This window comes from Pseudoalteromonas sp. 13-15 (genome assembly GCF_001468205.2).
GTDB classification, from domain to species: Bacteria; Pseudomonadota; Gammaproteobacteria; order Enterobacterales; family Alteromonadaceae; genus Pseudoalteromonas; species Pseudoalteromonas marina.
Genome location: NZ_CP019162.1, coordinates 1,812,491 through 1,833,380, shown reverse-complemented (window position 1 = coordinate 1,833,380; position 20,890 = coordinate 1,812,491). Strand labels below are relative to the sequence as shown.

Annotated in this window: 16 protein-coding genes and 2 tRNA genes; 10 read left to right on the top strand and 8 right to left on the bottom strand. The window is 39.6% G+C overall.

What is annotated here, in order from left to right:
- Window positions 1–7: 7 nt before the first annotated feature.
- Window positions 8–631 (top strand): nicotinamide riboside transporter PnuC, encoded by a 624-nt coding sequence (gene pnuC / locus ATS72_RS08485; RefSeq protein WP_058430224.1) that lies wholly within the window; start codon window positions 8–10, stop codon window positions 629–631.
- A 3-nt stretch (window positions 632–634) separates the two neighbouring features.
- A complete protein-coding gene (locus tag ATS72_RS08480; RefSeq protein ID WP_058430225.1) occupies window positions 635–1,441 on the top strand; it encodes a phosphotransferase in 807 nt (268 codons plus the stop codon).
- Here ATS72_RS08480 and ATS72_RS08475 read toward each other — a convergent pair.
- Window positions 1,438–1,620 (bottom strand): hypothetical protein, encoded by a 183-nt coding sequence (locus tag ATS72_RS08475; RefSeq protein ID WP_006793710.1) that lies wholly within the window; start codon window positions 1,618–1,620, stop codon window positions 1,438–1,440. The two genes, ATS72_RS08480 and ATS72_RS08475, sit on opposite strands and share 4 nt — an antisense overlap.
- A 246-nt stretch (window positions 1,621–1,866) precedes the next feature.
- Here ATS72_RS08475 and ATS72_RS08470 point away from each other — a divergent pair.
- The 3 genes from ATS72_RS08470 (at window position 1,867) to ATS72_RS08460 (ending at window position 5,821) form a co-directional block, all read left to right on the top strand.
- A tRNA-Arg gene (locus tag ATS72_RS08470) sits at window positions 1,867–1,941 on the top strand.
- Window positions 1,942–2,145: 204 nt separating this feature from the next.
- Complete coding sequence (locus ATS72_RS08465) at window positions 2,146–4,365, top strand: EAL domain-containing protein (RefSeq protein WP_058430226.1); 2,220 nt, start codon at window positions 2,146–2,148, stop codon at window positions 4,363–4,365.
- A gap of 187 nt (window positions 4,366–4,552) precedes the next feature.
- A complete protein-coding gene (locus tag ATS72_RS08460) occupies window positions 4,553–5,821 on the top strand; it encodes an HD-GYP domain-containing protein (protein ID WP_058430227.1) in 1,269 nt (422 codons plus the stop codon).
- On the opposite strand, the gene ATS72_RS18965 is transcribed toward ATS72_RS08460, so the two are convergent.
- The gene (locus ATS72_RS18965; RefSeq protein WP_074210155.1) at window positions 5,781–6,104 is read right to left on the bottom strand and encodes a hypothetical protein; all 324 of its coding nucleotides are present in this window, start codon (window positions 6,102–6,104) and stop codon (window positions 5,781–5,783) included. The genes ATS72_RS08460 and ATS72_RS18965 overlap by 41 nt on opposite strands.
- Before the next feature lie 284 nt (window positions 6,105–6,388).
- Between ATS72_RS18965 and ATS72_RS08450 the strand changes: the two genes are divergently transcribed.
- Window positions 6,389–7,666 carry an outer membrane protein transport protein gene (locus ATS72_RS08450; RefSeq protein WP_058430228.1) on the top strand — a complete coding sequence of 426 codons (1,278 nt, stop codon included), beginning with the start codon at window positions 6,389–6,391 and terminating at the stop codon, window positions 7,664–7,666.
- Between the two features lie 108 nt (window positions 7,667–7,774).
- Here the strand turns inward: ATS72_RS08450 and ATS72_RS08445 are convergent, their stop codons facing one another.
- The 3 genes from ATS72_RS08445 to pepA all read right to left on the bottom strand — a co-directional run bounded on the left by ATS72_RS08445 (window position 7,775) and on the right by pepA (window position 12,788).
- Window positions 7,775–10,627 (bottom strand): valine--tRNA ligase, encoded by a 2,853-nt coding sequence (locus tag ATS72_RS08445; RefSeq protein ID WP_058430229.1) that lies wholly within the window; start codon window positions 10,625–10,627, stop codon window positions 7,775–7,777.
- A 53-nt stretch (window positions 10,628–10,680) separates the two neighbouring features.
- Window positions 10,681–11,127 (bottom strand): DNA polymerase III subunit chi, encoded by a 447-nt coding sequence (locus tag ATS72_RS08440; RefSeq protein ID WP_006793705.1) that lies wholly within the window; start codon window positions 11,125–11,127, stop codon window positions 10,681–10,683.
- A 149-nt stretch (window positions 11,128–11,276) separates the two neighbouring features.
- On the bottom strand, window positions 11,277–12,788 hold the full coding sequence (gene pepA / locus ATS72_RS08435; protein ID WP_010557831.1) for a leucyl aminopeptidase: 1,512 nt from the start codon (window positions 12,786–12,788) through the stop codon (window positions 11,277–11,279).
- 309 nt (window positions 12,789–13,097) lie between these two features.
- Here pepA and lptF point away from each other — a divergent pair, with 309 nt between their 5' ends.
- Window positions 13,098–14,210: an LPS export ABC transporter permease LptF gene (gene lptF / locus ATS72_RS08430; RefSeq protein WP_058430230.1), complete on the top strand. Its 1,113-nt coding sequence runs from the start codon at window positions 13,098–13,100 to the stop codon at window positions 14,208–14,210.
- Window positions 14,207–15,274 carry an LPS export ABC transporter permease LptG gene (gene lptG / locus ATS72_RS08425; RefSeq protein ID WP_008131921.1) on the top strand — a complete coding sequence of 356 codons (1,068 nt, stop codon included), beginning with the start codon at window positions 14,207–14,209 and terminating at the stop codon, window positions 15,272–15,274. Before lptF ends, lptG begins: the two co-directional genes overlap by 4 nt.
- Before the next feature lie 80 nt (window positions 15,275–15,354).
- On the opposite strand, the gene ATS72_RS08420 is transcribed toward lptG, so the two are convergent.
- Window positions 15,355–15,855, bottom strand: a complete 501-nt coding sequence (locus tag ATS72_RS08420; RefSeq protein WP_006793701.1) for an RDD family protein — start codon at window positions 15,853–15,855, stop codon at window positions 15,355–15,357.
- 326 nt (window positions 15,856–16,181) lie between these two features.
- On the opposite strand from ATS72_RS08420, the gene ATS72_RS08415 reads away from it, so the two are divergent.
- Window positions 16,182–16,266: transfer RNA gene (locus ATS72_RS08415), tRNA-Leu, on the top strand.
- A gap of 101 nt (window positions 16,267–16,367) precedes the next feature.
- On the opposite strand, the gene ATS72_RS08410 is transcribed toward ATS72_RS08415, so the two are convergent.
- Complete coding sequence (locus ATS72_RS08410; protein WP_058430231.1) at window positions 16,368–18,260, bottom strand: EAL domain-containing protein; 1,893 nt, start codon at window positions 18,258–18,260, stop codon at window positions 16,368–16,370.
- Between the two features lie 12 nt (window positions 18,261–18,272).
- On the bottom strand, window positions 18,273–19,403 hold the full coding sequence (locus tag ATS72_RS08405) for an FIST signal transduction protein (protein WP_058430232.1): 1,131 nt from the start codon (window positions 19,401–19,403) through the stop codon (window positions 18,273–18,275).
- A 267-nt stretch (window positions 19,404–19,670) separates the two neighbouring features.
- Here ATS72_RS08405 and ATS72_RS08400 point away from each other — a divergent pair, with 267 nt between their 5' ends.
- Window positions 19,671–20,663 carry a fatty acid desaturase gene (locus tag ATS72_RS08400; RefSeq protein WP_058430233.1) on the top strand — a complete coding sequence of 331 codons (993 nt, stop codon included), beginning with the start codon at window positions 19,671–19,673 and terminating at the stop codon, window positions 20,661–20,663.
- Window positions 20,664–20,890 lie beyond the last annotated feature (227 nt).

Sequence of the window (20,890 nt, the reverse complement as noted above, 5' to 3'; positions counted from 1 at the left end):
GCACACTATGGAATTTATAACAAAAACGTTAAGCGGTTTTACTGCCATGTCGCACTGGGAATATATTGCGGTTGTGTTATCAATTGCTTATTTATTGTTGGCGATAAAAGAAAGCCTGTGGTGCTGGCCTGCTGCGTTTTTTAGTACGCTAATTTATACTATTATGTATTGGAATGGCGCATTGCTAATGGAGTCATTACTCAACTTTTATTACATGTATATGGCTGTATTTGGCTGGGTTGTGTGGCGAAAAGGCAAAGCTAATAATAACAACCTGAGTATTAGTTCTTGGTCTATGGAACGTCATGCGCTTTTAATCATACTTACCTCTATTGCGGCAACAGGCATTGGGTATTTTATGACTAACTATACGCATGCTGATTTTGCCTACCTCGATAGCTTTACAACCTGTTTTGCCGTTGTGACGACTTACTTAGTTGCCAAAAAAATCCTTGAAAACTGGTTGTATTGGATAGTCATAGACGCAGCGTCTATGTATTTATATTACGAAAAAGGCTACTACCCAACATTAGCGCTTTTTGTGTTTTACACCATTATGGCAGGGTGGGGATTTAAAACCTGGTATGAAGAATACGAGCAAAGCCAAGCTAAGCCACTCACACAGCTTTAATTTATGAGTGATTACAATGCACTTATAAACAAATGCCGTGCGTTTATAGCACCAAGTAGCGTTATTTCATGCGTGCCTTTATCACAAGGTTTAAGTAACGAAAATGTGTTAATAAATACGACTCAAGAGAAGTATTTATTAAAGCGTTACAAAGACCATTGGCCAGAATATGCCTTAGAGGCACAGCGTCGCCTGAGTGCGTCAAATATATGCCCTTCCCCTGTATGGCTTGATAAACAAAATCAACTGGCTGTGTTTAATTACTTTGACGGTAGTACCGAAAATAGTCTATCAATTGACGACGTGATTAAAAAGCTTGTCACTGTCCATGCTTACTCGGTTAGCACTGAGCCAATGAACATAGCTCAGGAGCTAAGCTGTTATAAATGTTCACCAGTGTATCTGGAGCATCAGCAGCAAATTAGTGCAGCGGTTAACTTTATTACAGCCATGCCAATCGAGCTTGGTTTTTGCCACAACGATTTAATTAAAGATAATTTAATAGTGAGTGAGTCAGGCAGCTACTTAATTGATTTTGAGTACGCTAAAACAAACGACGTGTATTTTGATTTAGCGGCGCTAAGTGTTAGCTTTGAGCTAAATAAAAATAACGATGATGCGTTATTAAATAGTTACGCTAAATATAAAGATAAACAGGTAGGGTTTGTAACATCAACCGATAAGCTTAATTGTTATAAGCTGTTATTTTTGGTTTTAAGTATTGGTTGGTATGAGCAGCGCGACATAAGAGCTCCAGCAAAAAAATTACGCGCGCAGCTGCTAAAACTTATTGCAGCATGTGGCTTTTAAAGGCCACCAAAACGCGCTGCTAACTCTTTATATTTTGCTACTTCATCTGCATCAAACTGCGGTTCGCCGTTTTCATCTTCTGACTTAGCGATTAATAAACTTTCACGTGCAAGACGTTTTACGCGCTCTTCTTTTACACCTAAAAATTCTGCAACTTGCTCCGTAGACATCAAACTCATTATTAATTCCTCTTTTAAATATTTTCATTACTGTGACAATGATAGTTAAAATGTTGCTAAAGCGTAACTATTTTTATCGAATATTAATAAATAACGCGTTTTTATAAAATAGTCACATGTTTTATTCAAAAGTGCCTAATTAGTAATCATATAAACTAATGTCGCTAGCATTTGTGTAAAGATGGCTTTATCATTAGCGCATGCTAACACATTGATATCGCGAGTTGATGTGGCGGCAGCAAATGTGCTCTCGTGGTGAAATGGATATCACGTGGCCCTCCGGAGGCTGAGTTGTAGGTTCGATCCCTACCGAGAGCGCCATTTGATTTAACTAGGCCAAAAACTTACCTGTGTTTTACTCCCTTTCTAATTATTAACCACCTTGCTTAAATAGACTTTACTGCCTATTGTTTTGATTATGATAGATATCTAATTATGCCATTGGTGCGTTGTGTTTGTGTTACTCAAATACATCAATAGAACAAAGGTGTATTAATACATTCGTACTTTTGGGAAACACAGTGAATGGATAGTATTGAGCAGCTTAAATTTGATCTGGCAAAGGCAGATGCCAAAATATCTGAGCTAGAAAAAAACGCCTGTTGTAATGATTTATTTATACATATATTTAACTCTTCCCCTGTCCCATTTGTATTGAATGACGCTCATAACACTATTGTCCATGCTAATGATACGTTCGTTAATATGTTTGGTTATAGAGCAAGCGATATACCCACATTAGATGAATGGTGGGGCATAGCACTTCCTAATAGCCATTATCGCGACTGTGTGATGAACTTGTGGCACAAAAAATTAAACGATGCAAAAAAAATGAATACTCGCTTTGTGCCAATGCAGCTAACTATACAGTGCAAAGACGGGTGTAAACGTACTGTACTTGGCAGTGCCGTTCCTTTAAAAAATGGGGATGCCAGTATTACATTAAATATTTTTTATGATATTACTGAACTTGAGTATGAAAATAGCCAAATAGGTGAGCTATCTAATATCATTACTGAATTAACCCTTTCTTTAGAACAGCAAAAAAACGATCTCATACTCGAAAAACAAAAAGCCTCAGTAAACACAGAGCGGTTAAGTTTAGCCATGAAGGGCGCTAATGATGGACTTTGGGATTGGGATATTGCTAACGAAAAAATGTATTACTCACCGCGATGGAAATCGATGTTGGGGTATAAAGAAGACGAGCTTACAAATAGTTTTGCTACATGGGAAAGGCTTGTTCACCCTGACGATCTAGCTCCAGCAGTTGCTAAAATTCATTCGTTTATGGAATCTAAAACTAAGCACTATGAAGCTGAGTTTAGAATGCGCCATAAAAATGGTAGCTATGTAAATATTTTGTCTCGTGCTTTTGTTGTTGAAAGTGAGGAAGGTGAAATTACTCGTTTAGTGGGCACTCATGTAGATATTACAGCAAGAAAAAAATCAGAAGAAAAACTCAGCTACCAATCATCTCATGATTCACTCACTGGTTTAGCAAATAGAAGAGAGTTTAAGCGTCGCGTTGAGCTTTTATTGTCAGTTGCTGCTGAAAAACGAGTTGATCATGCTTTATGTTATATGGACCTTGATCAATTTAAAGTAGTGAATGACACCTGTGGTCATTTAGCTGGCGATGAATTACTTCGTCAGCTCGGTTCTTTATTGCAAAAAGTAGTAAGAAAAACAGATGTGGTAGCACGCCTCGGGGGGGATGAGTTTGCTGTATTGATGGAAAACTGCTCATTTGATAACGCCCATCGTGTAACTAGCTTAATTCAAAAAGAAATTGAGGATTATAGATTTGTTTGGGAAGGTCGTAGCTTTCGTATAGGTGTAAGCATGGGGTTGATCCAAATTACCGATAAATATGTGGATTTTACAGAGGTGCTAAAGTTAGCTGATGTTGCTTGTTATATAGCAAAGGAGAAGGGACGAAATAGAATCCATGTTCATTATGATGATGACGAAGAGCTCGCAGTGCGCCAAGGCGAGATGCAGTGGGTAAATAGAGTTCAAGATGCAATAGATGAAAACCGCTTTAAAATATACGCACAATTAATTGAGCCACTCGCTTGCGATAAAAATAAACATTATGAATTGCTATTGCGTATGGTCGATGATCAGGGAGGTATAATTCCTCCGGGTGCTTTCTTACCTCCTGCAGAGCGCTATCAACTGATTGTTAAAGTAGATAGTTGGATGATTGAAAACGCATTTAAGATGATTCTAAATAACCCTAACTTTCTCAAAGGGGTTAACTTCTTGTCTATTAACCTTTCAGGACAGTCACTTACTAATGAGGACTTTTTAATATTTGTTACAGAGCAACTTACCCTTTTGGGTGAGCATAGTGAAAAGATCTGTTTTGAAATAACCGAAACAGCCGCCATTTCAAACCTAGAACTTGCCAGTAAGTTTATTTCCCAATTAAAAGTGCTAGGGTGCCGTTTTGCACTAGATGACTTTGGAAGTGGTTTATCATCATTTGGATATTTGAAGAACCTCAAGGTGGACTACCTTAAAATAGATGGGATTTTTGTAAAAGATATTGAGGTTGATCCGATTGATCATGCAATGGTGAAATCAATAAATGAGATTGGCCACGTTATGGGTATGAAAACTATTGCTGAGTTTGTCGAAACTTCACGAATTAAGCAAACTCTATTAGAAATGGGCGTAGATTACGCGCAGGGTTATGCTGTACATAAACCACAGCCAATAGAGGAACTATTAAAATAATTAGCTTCGAGCAACTAGATTAAAGCCACCTAATTAATAGCGTGGTAAATTTATTTAAACGTACTTTTTTAAGTGAGTGATAAGCAATCCTTTATAGTCATTTATTAACGTAAATGAAACAAATGTTAGACTTGTACAGGTGTAAAATGCTATCAATGGTGTTTAATTACCTATTTTAAATACCTTTATGCTTATTACTCTACCTATCACTGAACTTGTTCCCGGCATGTATGTCGATAGCGTAACTAAGCAACATGAAGGTGTTAATGGAATAAAAATTAAAACCAGTGGTTTGGTTCGTGAAAAATCGATTATAAAACGTTTAGCGACAGAAGGCGTGCTTGAGCTATTAATTGATTTTACTAAAGGCGATGTAGCCATCCCCGCTAAGTACAAGCCAACTTCCAAGTCCCCTGTAAAAAATAAAAATTTAGCGTCTACAAAACTAAGTGATCAAACAAAGGCAAAGCCTGCCAAGGATAAATCAAAACTCGTAAATACACCTGCAAGTATAACGCTTGAGCAAGAGTTTGCTGCAGCCAGTGAAGGTTACGAGCGCCATAGTAAAAAATTAAAGTCGCTATATGGAGATATAACCGCAGGCATGGCCGTTAATGTAAAAGTACTTGATGAAATAGCCGGTGAGATAGTTAGCTCCGTTTTTCGAAATACCAACGCTATGACCATACTTACGCGCGTAAAAGACAAGCACAATTATAACTGGCGACATATGATCAATTGTGCCATTTTTACCGCCGTGTTTGCTAAGTACTTAGGTTACAAGCAAGGGGTTGTTCAACAATTGGCAATGGGCGCATTACTCCATGATTTAGGCCAAGCTAAAATACCACAAGGTATACTATCAAAACCCTCTAAGCTGACCGAATTTGAAATGAGCGCGGTAAAAAAGCATGTATCTCAAGGGCTGATATTAGCAAAAGAGGAAGAGGGTGTAACGCCACTCATGTTAGACATGATAGTAAATCATCATGAGCGATTAGATGGCTCAGGTTACCCCAGAGGTGTAAGTGATCAAAAGCTCAGTCGTGCTGCGCGTATTATGGCTATTGTTGATGTATATGATGCGATGACCGCTGATAAGCTATACAAAGAAGGCGATGAGCCTATTAATGCACTACGTTACTTATTGGCTAGTAACAAGTTATTTGATGCTGAGTTAGTGCAGCGCTTTATAAAGTGTTTAGGTGTCCACCCTGTGGGAAGTATTGTTAAATTAACTAACGAGCGTTTAGCAATCGTGTTAGAGGGAAATACCCAAAACCCTATTAAGCCAAAAGTTAAATTATTTTATAATGCAAAGCATAATCATCACGTAACGCCTAAAGATATAGATTTGAGTACCGACAACCAAGAGCTTAAAATTTTAGCGAGTGTAAAGCCCATGGATTATCAAATTAACTTATCTCGTTTGTTAAAAGATCATCTGCTCGTTTAGCCTTAATACATCGGCGCTTTTGGTTTGCCTGAGCTGATATAAACGCGCCTAAAAAGCAACTTCCCATTAGTACCAACCACAACAAAGTGCCAAGCTCTACATGTAAAGCTGTGCAGCAAAATATGAGCGATACAACAGCATTTAACATAGCGCCTAGCCAGTAACGATTAACAGGGTTGTCGCATTGTCCGGCCTGTGTGCACGCGCAGTAATTTGCCTTATAAAAGAAAAATACACTGGCTCCACAAAAAATGAGACCCACCATAATTAGAACAATCAGCACAGTTTTAACCCGTTGGTTATTTTAAAAAGAGTTTAAAATGCGGCGTAATTCATGTCAATCTAAATGATAATTAATTACATTTAGAGTAATTGCTCTAATAACACATTTCTTGTCCGATGAGTTTTAAATAGTTGTTAAAATGTAGTTAAAAAACGTGTTTTTTAGGTGTTTTTGGTGTGATCATGAAGTTTTTTTCTAAAAATTAATGTAGTGTAGCCGGGTTTTGAATATAAGTAACAACACACATAGCTACCCAAACAGTGAGTTTGGTTAAGGACACAACAATGAAATTTTCTAAAACGCTTATCGCAGCCTCGCTTGCATTTGTTTCAGCTGACTCTTTTGCAGCTGCGTTTCAATTAGCTGAGCAAAACGCATCAGGTTTAGGCCGTGCTTATGCTGGTGAAGCATCTATCGCAGACGACGCGTCTGTTGTTGCACGTAACCCTGCTTTAATGACTGTATTTAAAGATAAGCAACTAAGTGTTGCTGCTATAGCCGTTGTTCCAGATGTGAGCCTTGAAGGCACTGGTACAAACAATGGCATCGACCCGAATGCATTAGATGACGACAGCATTGCGCCTAGCGCTGTTATTCCAGCAACGTATTTCACTATGCCAGTAAACGACAGAGTATCAGTTGGTTTTGGCGCATTTGCTAACTTTGGTTTAGCAACAAAATTTGATGACGATTACGCGGCAGGTCAAATTGCCGGTGAAACAGAAATTGTTACCGTTAATATGAATGCAAGCGTTGCCTATAAAGTAAGCGAGCAGTTCAGCTTTGGTATTGGCTTAAATGCAATTTATGCAGAAGCTAAAATTATTCGCAAGTTTGGTGCTTCAGCTTTACCAATCCCCGCTTCAACAGATGCAGTAAACCTTGAAGGTGATGATATTGGTTACGGCTTAAATGTTGGTGTAATGTACCAATTAGACGAAAACAGCCGTTTTGGTTTTAACTACCGCACAGAAACTGATATCACGTTTGAAGGTGAATACTCAAACGAGCTTCCTTCTGCATTTATTCCTGGTGGATTAGACGGACAGCTTGAACTTCCAGGTTCGGTTGAAATAACGCTACCTGCTATTGCTGAGTTTTCTGGTTCACATCAGTTAGACGAAAAATTAGGCTTGCACTACAGCGTATTGTGGACTGGCTGGAGCAGCTTTGATTCATTAGAAGCACAAGTAACAGCACCAACGGGTGATAAGTTTAGCGCATTTGAAAAAACAGAAAATTTCTCTGATGCACTTCGTTACTCAGTAGGTACTGACTACCAGTACAACGAAAACCTATTGTTACGTGCAGGTATTGCGTTTGACGAGTCGCCTGTATCACAACAGCATTTGTCAATCTCGATTCCAGACACAGACCGCTTTTGGTTCTCTTTTGGTGGTAACTACATCATCGATAAAAACTCAAACGTTGATTTAGGCGTGAGTATTATTCGTGGTAAAACACAAAACTACACTGAAAAAGATAACTTAGGCTCGCAGTGGTCTTTTGAATCAAAAGGTCATGCTACGCTTATTGGCGCGCAGTACAACTACACGTTTTAATGTAAAAGTGCCTTTAGCTTAATCATTAGGCACAAAAAAAGCCGCTCACTTTTATTAAAGTGAGCGGCTTTTTAATGCCTGCTAAATTGCTTTAGCAGGTGACTAAAATTATAAGCTTTCAATCTTCGTTTTTTGCTCAAGCAGCTTAGTTTTAGCATCGGTGAATTCAGCTAACTTAGCGTTTTCTTTTGCAAGAACGGCTTCTGGTGCATTGTTTACAAACTTTTCGTTAGCGAGTTTGTTTTGCACTTGCGCTAGGCCTTTCTCTGCTTTTTCAAGTTGCTTGTTGATACGTGCAAGCTCTGCTTCCACATCAATTAAGCCCGCCATTGGGATCATTATTTCAAGGTTGCCAACATAAGAGGTTGCACACGCTGGTGAGTCGTCTTTGTTTTCAAGCATTGTAAACTCTTCAAGCTTAGCCAATGATGCCAAGAATGATTTGTTTTCTTCAATACGGCGCACATCATCGCTTGATGCGTTAGCCAGTAAAACGCTCAGTGGTTTACTTGGGCTGATATCCATTTCACCACGGATATTACGAATTGCTAAAATGAATTGCTTAACCCACTCTAAATCGTCCATTGCTTGTGCATCAACATTGGCTTGATTATAAACAGGGAAACCCTGAACCATAATACTGGTACCCGCTGTTTCAAGGCCAGCAAGTGGTGCAACACGTTGCCAAATCGTTTCAGTGATGTAAGGCATCATTGGGTGCATTAAGCGTAATAAGCTTTCAAGTACGGTAATAAGGGTATGACGTGTACCGCGTTGCTGTGCTTCACTGCCTTTAAATAATACCGGCTTGGTCAGCTCTAAGTACCAATCACAGAACTGGTTCCAGGTGAATTCATAAAGCGTGTTCGCCGCTAAATCAAAACGGTAGTTATCAAGGTGCTCGGTGTAGGTTTTAACGGTGGCTTCATATTGGCCTAAAATCCAACGATCAGCTAACGAGTACTGTTTTTCACTGTCGTTAAAGCCACAGTCTTGCTCTTCTGTGTTCATTAATACGTAACGGCTTGCGTTCCATAGTTTATTACAGAAGTTGCGGTAACCTTCAAGACGGTTCATATCCCAGTTGATATCACGACCGGTTGATGCCATGGCAGCTAAAGTAAAGCGTAGTGCGTCGGTACCGTGTGCTTCAATACCGTTTGCAAATACTTTGCGCGTGTCTTTTTCAATTTTAGCGGCAAGTTTAGGCTGCATCATGTTACCAGTACGCTTTTGTACTAAGTCTTCAAGCTCAATGCCGTCAATCATGTCTAGCGGGTCAAGTACGTTACCTTTTGACTTAGACATTTTATCGCCGTTGTCGTCACGTATTAGGCCAGTAACATATACTGTTTTAAACGGCACTTGTGGTTTACCATTTTCATCTTTAATAAAGTGCAGCGTCATCATGATCATACGCGCGACCCAGAAGAAAATAATATCAAAACCTGTTACTAACACGTCAGACGGGTGGAAGGTTTTTAAATCATCCGTGTTTTCTGGCCAGCCTTGCGTTGAGAATGTCCAAAGCGCTGACGAGAACCATGTATCTAGTACGTCTTCGTCTTGGCTAAGTGCTACGCTATCTGCAATGTTGTTATCGCGGCGAACTTCTGCTTCGTCGCGGCCAACGTATACGTTGCCTTCGCTGTCGTACCAAGCTGGAATACGGTGACCCCACCAAAGTTGACGTGAAATACACCAATCTTGTACGTCGTTCATCCACGAAAAGTACATGTTTTCGTATTGCTTAGGCACAAATTGAATGTCGCCGTTTTTAACTGCATCTTTAGCAGGTTCTGCAAGTGGCGCAACACGTACATACCATTGGTCTGTAAGTAGTGGCTCAATAACCACACCAGAGCGGTCACCGTAAGGAACAGTTAGGCCGTGGTCTTCAATTTTTTCAAGTAGGCCAAGTTCTTCAAATTCAGCGATAATTGCTTTACGCGCAGCAAAACGATCAAGCCCATGAAAACGCGCTGGAATTGGCGCATCAAGCTCAAGCTCTTTGCCGTCAAAGGTGTAAGTTTCACCTTGCGTTAAAATAGCGGCGTCTTTATCGAAAATATTGATCATTGGCATTTTGTGACGCTTGCCAACTTCGTTATCGTTAAAGTCGTGTGCTGGGGTTATTTTTACACAACCTGTGCCTTTATCTTTATCGGCGTGTTCATCAGCAACAATGGTGATACGGCGATTAACGATAGGTAATAAAATGTCTTTACCAATTAAATCTGTGTAGCGCTCGTCATCTGGGTTTACTGCAACACCAGAGTCGCCTAGCATAGTTTCTGGACGAGTTGTGGCTACGACAATGTAGTCTTTACCGTCTTGTGTTTTAACGCCATCGGCTAGTGGGTAACGTAAGTTCCACATGTGGCCTTGTTTGTCTTTGTTTTCTACTTCAAGGTCTGAAATTGCCGTGTGTAATTTTGGATCCCAGTTTACTAGGCGTTTACCACGGTAAATTAGGTTTTCTTTATGAAGGCGAACAAATACCTCTTTAACCGCTTCAGATAAACCATCGTCCATCGTAAAACGTTCACGATCCCAATCAACCGATGCGCCAAGGCGGCGTAATTGCTTAGTGATAGTACCGCCCGATTCGTTTTTCCATTCCCAGATTTTATTAATAAAATCTTCGCGGCCTAAATCGTGGCGTGTTTTACCTTCTTCAGCATGCAGTTTACGCTCAACCAACATTTGCGTTGCAATACCTGCGTGGTCAGTACCTACTTGCCATAATGTGTTGTTACCTTGCATACGCTTAAAACGCGTAAGGGTATCCATTATTGTATCTTGGAAAGCGTGGCCCATGTGTAAGCTACCCGTGACATTTGGCGGCGGGATCATAATAGAATACGGTACGCCTTGGCCAGATGGCTTAAAGTAGCCTTTTTGTTCCCAGTCTTGATATAGAGACTGTTCAATATCTTGCGGATTGTAGGTTTTATCCATTACACAGAACCTTAAATAAGTACTTAAATTAGTTGGTTAGTTTGCCTGAGTGGCTAGCTATTAATATCTTGCGTGGTGAGATTGGCACCGAGTTGGCGTAGCTTTTTAAAACGCTCGCGGGCTGCTTGTTTAGCAACAGGTTCTACGGGGACAAAATCAAAAACTTGGTTAAATCGGCGAATGTAATCAGGTAGCTGAGTGGCCAAGTTTATTAAAACTTTTCGGTTGCCAACAGGTGGCGTAATACCAATTTCAACAGGGGCTCCGCCTTTAGGGCCTTCACCTTGTAAATTGTGTGGTACAAAACTGTCTGGGTCGAATGCCCAAATAATTTCATCAATGGCACAGGCTGTATCGTTATCGTTTACACAAATAAATACACGTTGCCCATTACGATACTGATCGGCCGCTATTTGTGCAGCCAAAGCAAAATGATCATCAGCCTGGGCTTTAGACTCATCTTGTTGCTTTAGAACGAAAAATTTAGCGTTCATGTTCATTGTATCGGGCTTTCCCATGACATTGAATGTGCACTAGGTTAATACACATAAATTAAGAGGCAGATTTTGCCATATAACGGGGTTTGCTTCAATTAATACACAAATAAATAAGGCGCCTAATGGCGCCTTATTTTGAACTAAACAGATAATTAATCGTGTGCTGCTTCGCTTACACCCGCTCTGTTCAATAAATACTGAGTTAGCATAGGAACAGGGCGTCCTGTTGCGCCTTTATTTGCACCACTTCGCCATGCAGTACCCGCTACATCTAAATGCGCCCAATTATATTTTTTGGTGAACTTAGATAAAAAACACGCTGCGGTAATTGTGCCTGCCGCGCGCCCACCTAAGTTAGTAAAATCAGCAAATGGGCTTTCTAGTTGGTCTTGATAATCGTCCCACAGTGGTAGCTGCCATGCACGGTCGCCACTTTGCTCAGACGCTTTCAATAAGTCGTGGGCAAGGGGGTTATGGTTTGCAAGCAAACCTGTTGCATGAGCACCTAATGCAACAATACATGCACCTGTAAGGGTGGCTACATCTATAACGGTATCTGGGTCAAAACGCTCCACGTAGGTTAACGCATCACATAATACTAAACGACCTTCAGCATCGGTATTAAGTACTTCAACCGTTTGCCCCGACATCGTTGTTAAAATATCACCTGGTCGGTAAGCATTTGAACTTGGCATGTTTTCACAACCAGCTAAAATACCTATTACGTTTATAGGTAATTGCATTTGTGCTAAAGCGCGCATTGCACCTATAACACCTGCAGCACCGCCCATATCGTACTTCATTTCATCCATGGCTTCGCCAGGTTTAATTGAAATACCGCCGGAGTCAAAGGTTAAACCTTTACCAACTAACACAATTGGCGCTTGCTCGTCGCTTGCACCTTTGTAGTTAATAACCGACATAACAGATTCGTTATCACTACCACGGCCAACCGCTAAGTATGAGTTCATACCAAGCTCTGCCATTTTTTCTTCGCCAATAATATCAACGGTGATGTTATCAAAATTAGTAGCTAGCTCTTGCGCTTGTTCGCCTAAATACGCAGGATTACAAATGTTGGGTGGCATGTTGGCAACGTCTTTACACAACTTGCTGCCAGCAGCGATAGCTAAACCGTGCTCAATCGCACTTTCACCAATAGTGAGTTCGCGGCGCGTGGGTACGTTAAATACAATTTTACGAAGTGGGCGACGCGGGTCTACTTTTTTACTTTTAAGTTGATTAAACGTGTATAAGCAATCTTGTGTTGTTTCTACGGCTTGGCGTACTTTCCAATAAGTATCTCGGCCTTTTACGTGTTGCTCTGTTAAAAAGCATACCGCTTCCATAGAGCCTGTATCGTTTAGGGTATTTATTGTTTTAGAGATAATTTGTTTGTATTGCTTGTCATCAAGCTCGCGCTCTTTACCGCAACCTACAAGCAAAATACGCTCGCTTAATACGTTAGGGACATGGTGCAATAATAAAACTTGGCCAGGTTTACCCTCTAGGTCGCCACGGCGAAGTAAATTTGAAATATAACCATCACTGATTTTATCGAGTTGTTCACCAATGGGGGATAACCTGCGTGGTTCGTACACGCCAACGACAATACATGCGCTGCGTTGTTTTTCTGGGCTACCACTTTTTACGCTAAATTCCATTGTTGCTCCTGGTTGTGAGTCATTTAAGCTAATAAATAAGGCCAAAAATAATATTTTCTAGTCTTAGTAGCTAAGCTTATGTAGAGATAATACTCATTTTAGCTGATTTTTACCGACTCTTACTGTGTAATTGAACTTTATATGCTTAAGGGCTACTAATGCAACATTATATCTTGCACTTAGGTAGGATAATTAATTTTGATGGCTTATAATAATAGCCTATTTGTCGGTATAAACTGTGCAAAATAGCTATTTAACTATTCGACACTCACTATTGTAGTGAAATACTAAGTTTAACAGGGGCGAGCATTGCTTATTTTTCGTTATTTGACCGCTGAGGTTTTAAAATCGCAGGTCGCCGTATTTTTAACTTTAATGACCATTTTTTTATCACAAAAGCTGGTGGTTATTTTAGGTGACGCATCAGAGGGCAGCATTCCTGCTCAATTAGTGCTGTCGATGATTGCGTTAAAGTTACCACAACTTGCCTCGTTAATTCTTCCATTGAGTATATTTTTAGGCATTATTTTAGCGTACAGCCGTATTTACGCCGACAGCGAAATGACGGTATTAAAAGCGTGTGGTGTGAGTGAATGGTATGTAGTGCGTGTAACTTTAATATCAAGCGCAGGTTTAGCGCTTTTGGCTGGCGGATTAACTATGTACCTAGCACCGTGGGCCAGTGAGCAAGAGTATCAATTAAAAGAACAAGCTAAAGCTGACGCTGGGCTGTCAGCATTAAGAGCCGGTCGTTTTCAAGAAACAGGGAACGAAAAAGCCGTGGTGTTTATTCATAATATTGAAAATGGTGGCAAAGAGCTAAACAAAGTGTTTGTTGCACAGCTACCAAATAGTGATAACGATGAATTAGCTCGACTAGTATACGCAGAGCAAGGCGTGGTAATTGAAGCGCAAAACGGTGAGCAACAGTTAGTGTTAACCGATGGGAAACGATACGAAACCGACGCAACAACACCAGCATTAAACCTTACTGAGTTTGATGGTTACAGTGTACAAATTCGTGAACAAGAAATAGAGCATCAACGCCGTAAGTTAGAAGCTGTGCCGACTAATCAGTTGCTTGCTATTAATACGCCTGAGTCTATTGCTCAATGGCAGTGGCGTATCGCTATCCCTCTTTCTATTCCGCTGCTTACTTTACTAGCAGTGCCGTTAAGTGTGGTTAATCCTCGCCAAGGTAAATTTGCTAAATTGGTACCCGCTATAAGTTTGTATCTTGGGTATTTTATTTTATTAAATGCCGCAAAATTCGCGATAGAAGATGGCAAAATACCGCCGTCAATTGGGCTTTGGTGGATTCACTTGAGTGCCTTATTTATTGGTGGCTTATTAATTATTAAAGGCCGCCCAATAGGCGCTTTGCTTAAAGCTGTTGTCACTAAGCGGGAGTTAAGCTCATGATGAAAACACTCGACTGGTATTTAGGCCGCAGCATCTTACAAACAACAGGCTTTGCTTTGTTGGTTTTAGTTGGCATCAGTACCCTAATTAAATTTATTGAACAGTTAAAATCGGTAGGGCGTGGTAGTTACGATTTGATTACCGCCATGCTGTATACGCTTTACAGTATTCCTGGTGATTTAGTGGTGTTTTTCCCTATGGCTGCGCTCATTGGGGGCTTAACAGGGCTTGGTGCGCTTGCTTCAAATAGTGAATTAGTGGTTATGCAAGCAGCGGGTATGTCGCGGTTGCAAATTATTGGTTCGGTGATGAAAACCGCCATGTTTATGGCCATTTGTATGATGGCGCTTGGCGAATGGGGAGCACCAGAGGCACAGTTACGTGCAAAAGAAATGCGAAACCAAGCTATACATGGCGGAGATGTGTTTAGCGCACAAAAAGGGGTTTGGGCGAAAGATGGAAATAACTTCATAAATATAGAAGATGTGGATGAAAGCGGTAAGCTTAACGGTTTGCACATGTACTATTTTGATAGCTCACTTGAACTTACTCAAATTACTAAAGCTAAAGAGGCAATTAGCCGAAAAGATGGGTGGCTTTTACGTGATGTAAACAAAGTCATTATTACGGATGAGTTAATTACAACTGAACTACACCCAGAAGAGTTTTACCCATCGCAACTAACCGCTGAAAAGTTAGGTGTTGTATCTGTAAAGCCAGAATCGCTGTCATTTACAGGGCTATGGTCGTACTTAAGCTACTTAGAGCAAAATGAGCAAGATACCAGTACTTATGATCTTGCTCTTTGGCGAAAGTTTATGCAACCCGTGTCGGTTGCGGTTATGTTATTGGTTGCGCTCTCTTTTATATTTGGTCCGTTACGCACTGTAACTATGGGCGCACGAATAATTATGGGTGTTGTAACAGGCATTGTATTTCATTTAACAAACGAGATATTTGGTCCCGTGGTAATGGTTTACCAAATACCTGCCATAATTGGCGCCGTGCTGCCTAGTGTTATTTTTATAGGCTTTGCGACCTACTTAATGAATAAACGGGTATAAGCGATTATATTTAAAAATAAAAAAGGGTGACTAGTAAGTCACCCTTTTTTGTTTTTAGAGGTTTTATTACTGTGTATATATTAATCGAGCTCGCGGTATATACGTTTGTTCTCTTCTTTTGAAAGAGCAACAACCTCTGTTTTAGATAAGTAATCTTGTAACGCTTTTTTGTTTTTAAAATCAACTAACACAACTAAGTTACCTAAACCAAGTAACGCGCCCATGCAGCGAATAACTGATTGCGACCAACTAATTAAATTGCCATCGTTGGTTTGTACTCTTAATCGCCATGCTCGCATACCAATTGTTTGACCGCTTTTGGTCCAAAAGTAACTAAAAAATATAACATTTACGCCCACAAACAACGCACTGCGAATGCCATCTAGTAAAGGTGAATTTTCTATAAATGCAGCAGGGTCTTGACCTTCGGTTTGTTCAATAAGGCCCGTAGAAATTAAAACTTGAATTGCAGCAAAGTACAAAATAGCGGTTAGCATAGATAAAGAAATGACGACTAAAGAGTCGTATATTAGCGACGCAAAACGGCGCCAAAAACCAGCACGTGGAAACTCACCCGACATAAAATTACTCTAACTGTTAATGTGTGGCTAGTTTAGCAAAAAAGCGCAAAAATACTAAGCGCTATAGTATGTTGGTATCATTTAACTATTGGTTTAAATAATATCTGTATTTTTAAAGTGCTTTATTTACATGACGCTTTAATTTTTTAAATGTTAAGAGTTGCCTAAATGTTAAGCGGTTGATCATGCTTATGTAATAAAAGGCTTGCTGCTAACCCTATTGTTTGTATAATGCTTGGCATAGAGACGAAGGCACATAAATAATCCTAAGCTCTAAAGTGGTTTTTCTTTATCTTCTCGTGTTTAGAAGGTTAAAGAAAAATGATGCCAGCGTGATGAAATTGGTAGACATGGGGGATTCAAAATCCCCTTCCGAAAGGAGTGCCGGTTCGAGTCCGGCCGCTGGTACCACTTTTTATAACCTCTGCTAGATTTTGCAGAGGTTTTTTTATGTCTAAAATTTGTGATGACGGACTCGAGGGTCACTCAAGGTGATATTCTAAATAGTCATATCACTTTGCGTGGCTGTTTTTTCGTATTAGCTTTGTAAATGAATCAGAGGGCATAGGGCGGTACATAAAAAATCCTTGCGCCATTTCGCAGTGAGTCTTTGATACGTAATCAAGCGTTTCTTGATCCTCTATTCCCTCTGCAATAATAGCTAAATCTAAGTTATGACCAATATCGATAATACACTTGGCAATGGCAGCGCTTTGTTCATCAGTAATGACATTTTGTAAGAACGATTTGTCGATTTTTAAGTAATCGATAGGCAATAACTGTAAATAACTAAACGACGAGTAACCTTTACCAAAGTCATCCAATGCAAACGCAACACCATAGTGTTTGAGCTTATGCATGGTTTTACTCATCTTCTCTTTATTTTCCATAAAAATAGATTCAGTTAACTCAATAATTAATTGATCGCCACTAATTGATGAGTTTGAAATACTTTCAATAATGTAATCAATAAAATGTTCGTCCTGAAATTCAATAATTGATAGGTTAACTGCAAGCTTTAAAGGCGCGATGCCCTCTAGTTGCCATTGCTCTAATAGCGATATAGCCGAGCTAATAGCAAACTCACCTATTTTTTTTATTAGCCCAGTTGATTCAGCAATAGGAATAAATAAATCGGGCGGTATAGACTCTCCGCTAGCCGTAAACCAGCGCATCAACACTTCAGCTCCCAAAATCTGATTGCAGTCTAAACCTATTTTAGGTTGTAGGTATATTTCTAATTCTTGGTTGTTTATTGCTTTGCGAAGTTCGCGCTCAATATCCATTTGTTCACGGGCATGAGCTTCTAATTTCCTATGATAAAAACGGTAGGCATTTTTGCCATTATTTTTGGCGTCATACATCGCCATATCGGCGTTACTAAGCAAGGAGTCGGGCGTAATACCATCCTGTGGATACAATGCAATTCCAATGCTTGATGATACATATTGAGGTCGACCATTTATAATAAATTCTTTACTTATTGTCTCTAACAACGCCTCGCACAAGTTTTCAATATTATTTTTTGACTTAACAAGCTCAACAAGAATTACAAACTCATCACCACCTATTCGGGCAAGTGTGTCTTGCTCTCTTAAACGGTGGTTAATACGCTCTACCATTTTGATTAGTAGTTCGTCGCCGCCTTTGTGGCCTTCAGTGTCGTTAACTCGCTTAAAGTTGTCTAGGTCTAAAAAGAGCACTGCGGTCATCGAATCATCACGTCTTGCAAGCGTTAGTGAATGCTCAAGACGGTCCATAAATAATTGACGGTTTGCTAATCCAGTTAGGGCGTCATGGTAGGCTTGAAAATGAATGATTTCTTCATGTTCTTTTTCAACGCTGATATCACGAATGCAAAATACACGACCAATAAGTTGGCCATTTTTAAGCTGAGGAAGTGAGCGGTAGCTATAATATTTGTCGTCGATAGATTCAAACTCGCCACTCAAGGCCTGTTTTGAGTCTGCTTTTAATTGCGCGATAATGTCGGCGCTTTTGTTGCCTTTTTTTATTACTTTATCTATTTGGCTAAAGTAATTATATGCGTTTAAATTAAAGCGCTCGAAGAACTCTCTGGCCATTATATTGGCGCTCACAACGTTACCTTTTAGGTCTAGCACAGTAACTTGTTCGCCTATAGCGTCAAATGTTGCATTAAGCACGCTAATTGAGTGTTCTAATTGTTGCTGTGTATCAGAAAGCTCATTAAGTTGGTTTTTAAGTAAGTCATTACGTTCGTTTAATTCGTTAGACGTAATAAATAATGAGCGCTCTAAAATATTGATTTCGCGCTCATTCAGTTCATAAGCATCAGATACCCGCGATATAATATCGGCATACTCTTGAACAAAGCTTTCATCCACCTTACTACGTTTTAACTGGCGTGCTAACAGTTTATGCAACTTGTAAACCTCCTAGTCTTCACTTAATAAAGTCAGGGTCATGGTTTGATTATGTAAATGACATGGCCCCAGAGGTACGTGAGGCGATAACTCGCCGTAAGAGTAAAAGCCGGTTCTAGTGCAGTTTTCGGGAAGTAAGTCTGCAATTGTTTCAAGCTCTTCTTCAATTAATTGGTCGAGTATCATTCGTCGACCAACACAGCTCACTAAAAGCGCAAGACAAGGCTGGTTGCTGCCCATCATTTGTATGGCTGCTTCACCTGCCTGTTGTGCTCCATCAATCAGATTTTCGTAGTTTGCGCGCATTAGTTGGCATTTAGCCCCTTCAGGAAGATTACCTGCAAAGGTCATGCTTTTTTTATCTTCATCAATACTTAAAATGGTTCTGACTACGGATTGTTCTTCACCAACTTCTTGCATAGATAGCGGGAATAATAAAGCAGAGCTTGGCAGCCCGTCAGCGTATTCACCTAGCATCGTTTTGTACAATTCCAGTGAAGGACTGTGGTCTATTTCATAAAGGGTATTTTTAGTTGATTTGGTAATTTCGCGTATAGGGCCAAATGGTTTCCACCCGCCCATGGTGCCATGGCTAATATTTAACTTTTCGCCATAAAACCCAACAAGAACTACCAAGCCTTTAGTTACGTTATCATTGTGCCATACTATGGTTTCTTTAAAGCGAGCCTGATCACCCGCTAAGCCACCAGTTACAAGTACGTTTTTAGGTAATGCGCCAGTAATACTCTCAATGAGCTCGCTGCCATTTATAAGCTGTCCATCAGAAACAACAAACACATAACGTAAGCCATTATGATCTAATTGATTTACAAGTGCGGTGCCCAAAGAGCTTGAGTCGGCATAGTTACTAATGTTATCTGACTTGGCAACAACATGACTTTTCTCAAAGTGGACGGCGGTCAGCGCTATGCTTTCGTCGTGTATTTCACTACCTTGAATTTCTCCGCTGGTAGAGCACCCTAAGATTTCAGCCTCAGGGAAAGATGATTTTAATTGAGACAACATGTGTGATGTTGCCATGGCATGTCTGTCACCAAAAGCAAATACTAATGCAGCATCAGATTTTTTAGGTAGCGACGTTTGCCATTTGCCTTCTTTATAAATAGATTGAAAAGTGTTCATAATTTAAAGGCTTTCCCTACAACTATGTTATTTATAATATAGATTATAGGGTAAATGCAGGTAAATCCACATTTGTTACGTTTAATTAACGCTCTTTTGAAGTGCTTACCACTTTATATATTAAGTATTTAACCCTTTTAGATAGGAAATTAGACTTAACATTTAAAAATTGATTTTTTGCTTAAATACAATGAAATCCAACTTAAATGTTTTAGCGTATAATGTAATTAAGTATCATGTTTACAACACGGTTTTAAGAACGTTCATATGACTCAGCTAAGTGCCAAACAAAATATTCAAGCAATTGTCAAAGCTATAAAAGCAGAAGAGGCAGTAATACGCCAAAAATACCCTTTGCTTGCTCATCAAAATACCATTGGACTTGTTATATTATTGCTCTCGTTGAGTGCTTTAATTGGCGTTGGGGTTTTGTATTACCTTGCCATTATTCCTGCTTGGGCTTGTATTATTTTGGCAGCTATGGCGGCTTCGATTTCTCACGAACTTGAGCATGATCTAATTCATAAACAGTATTTTAGTAACCAGCCTTTAATCCATAATTTTATGATGATAACTGTTTGGTTGATGAGGCCAAACACCATTAGCCCATGGTATCGCCGCAAAATGCATTTACATCATCATAAAACATCAGGTACGGAGCAAGATCTCGAAGAGCGCTTAGTGGGCAATGGCATTAAAAATCCATTTATGCGTGCGCTTGTTATTGTGGACGGTTTACTCGGTTTAGTTATTAATACCAAACGTTTTAGTAAAGAAATTAAAGGATTTAGTTTTTTAAGCGTGTTTAATGCGGGTTTTCCGATAACAACAACATACTTCATTATTTTGTATAGTGTAATTATATTCCACACTGTTAACTTTTTTGTACCCATTGAAGCAAGCACTCCGGCACTAGCGTTAGAGGTTTTAAATGTGTTCGAATTTTTAATGGTTGTGTTAATTGTGCCTAATATAGTGCGTTCAAGCTCGCTTAATTTTGTCACATCAAGCATGCACTATTACGGTGGCGTAAATAATATGCTTGAGCAAACACACGTAATTACAAGCCGGTTATTTATGCCGTTTCACCTTTTTTGCTTCAATTTTGGTAAAACGCACACTATTCATCACTTTGTACCAAACCAACCTTTTTATTTACGCCAAATGTTAAGCAAAAAAATACTCGACGTAATGCGCCAGCATAATGTACGGTTTAATGATTTTAACAGCATTAAAAATGCAAACGCTTATAAAGCTTAGCTAAAGTTAAGTTTAATTGACGCATTAAAAAATAAGCAAACATTGCTACATGAGCGGTTTAATCGTTCATGTAACAAACTGGAATTACTCCCACAATGGTAAAAAAACTAGCCTTTCTGGTACCAAATTAGTGAGCTTGTTGAACCCTCCCTTTTATCAATTCAAATAGCTTTATGACTCTAACCTTTATTAAGATGGGTACATTTAAAAAATTTAATTGTCCTCTA

Coding starts and splice junctions, on each gene's coding strand:
- pnuC (WP_058430224.1), top strand. CDS start 8: ATGGAATTTATAACAAAAACGTTAAGCGGTTTTACTGCCATGTCGCAC.
- ATS72_RS08480 (WP_058430225.1), top strand. CDS start 635: ATGAGTGATTACAATGCACTTATAAACAAATGCCGTGCGTTTATAGCA.
- ATS72_RS08475 (WP_006793710.1), bottom strand. CDS start 1,620: ATGAGTTTGATGTCTACGGAGCAAGTTGCAGAATTTTTAGGTGTAAAA.
- ATS72_RS08465 (WP_058430226.1), top strand. CDS start 2,146: ATGGATAGTATTGAGCAGCTTAAATTTGATCTGGCAAAGGCAGATGCC.
- ATS72_RS08460 (WP_058430227.1), top strand. CDS start 4,553: ATGCTTATTACTCTACCTATCACTGAACTTGTTCCCGGCATGTATGTC.
- ATS72_RS08450 (WP_058430228.1), top strand. CDS start 6,389: ATGAAATTTTCTAAAACGCTTATCGCAGCCTCGCTTGCATTTGTTTCA.
- ATS72_RS08445 (WP_058430229.1), bottom strand. CDS start 10,627: ATGGATAAAACCTACAATCCGCAAGATATTGAACAGTCTCTATATCAA.
- ATS72_RS08440 (WP_006793705.1), bottom strand. CDS start 11,127: ATGAACATGAACGCTAAATTTTTCGTTCTAAAGCAACAAGATGAGTCT.
- pepA (WP_010557831.1), bottom strand. CDS start 12,788: ATGGAATTTAGCGTAAAAAGTGGTAGCCCAGAAAAACAACGCAGCGCA.
- lptG (WP_008131921.1), top strand. CDS start 14,207: ATGATGAAAACACTCGACTGGTATTTAGGCCGCAGCATCTTACAAACA.
- ATS72_RS08420 (WP_006793701.1), bottom strand. CDS start 15,855: ATGTCGGGTGAGTTTCCACGTGCTGGTTTTTGGCGCCGTTTTGCGTCG.
- ATS72_RS08405 (WP_058430232.1), bottom strand. CDS start 19,403: ATGAACACTTTTCAATCTATTTATAAAGAAGGCAAATGGCAAACGTCG.
- ATS72_RS08400 (WP_058430233.1), top strand. CDS start 19,671: ATGACTCAGCTAAGTGCCAAACAAAATATTCAAGCAATTGTCAAAGCT.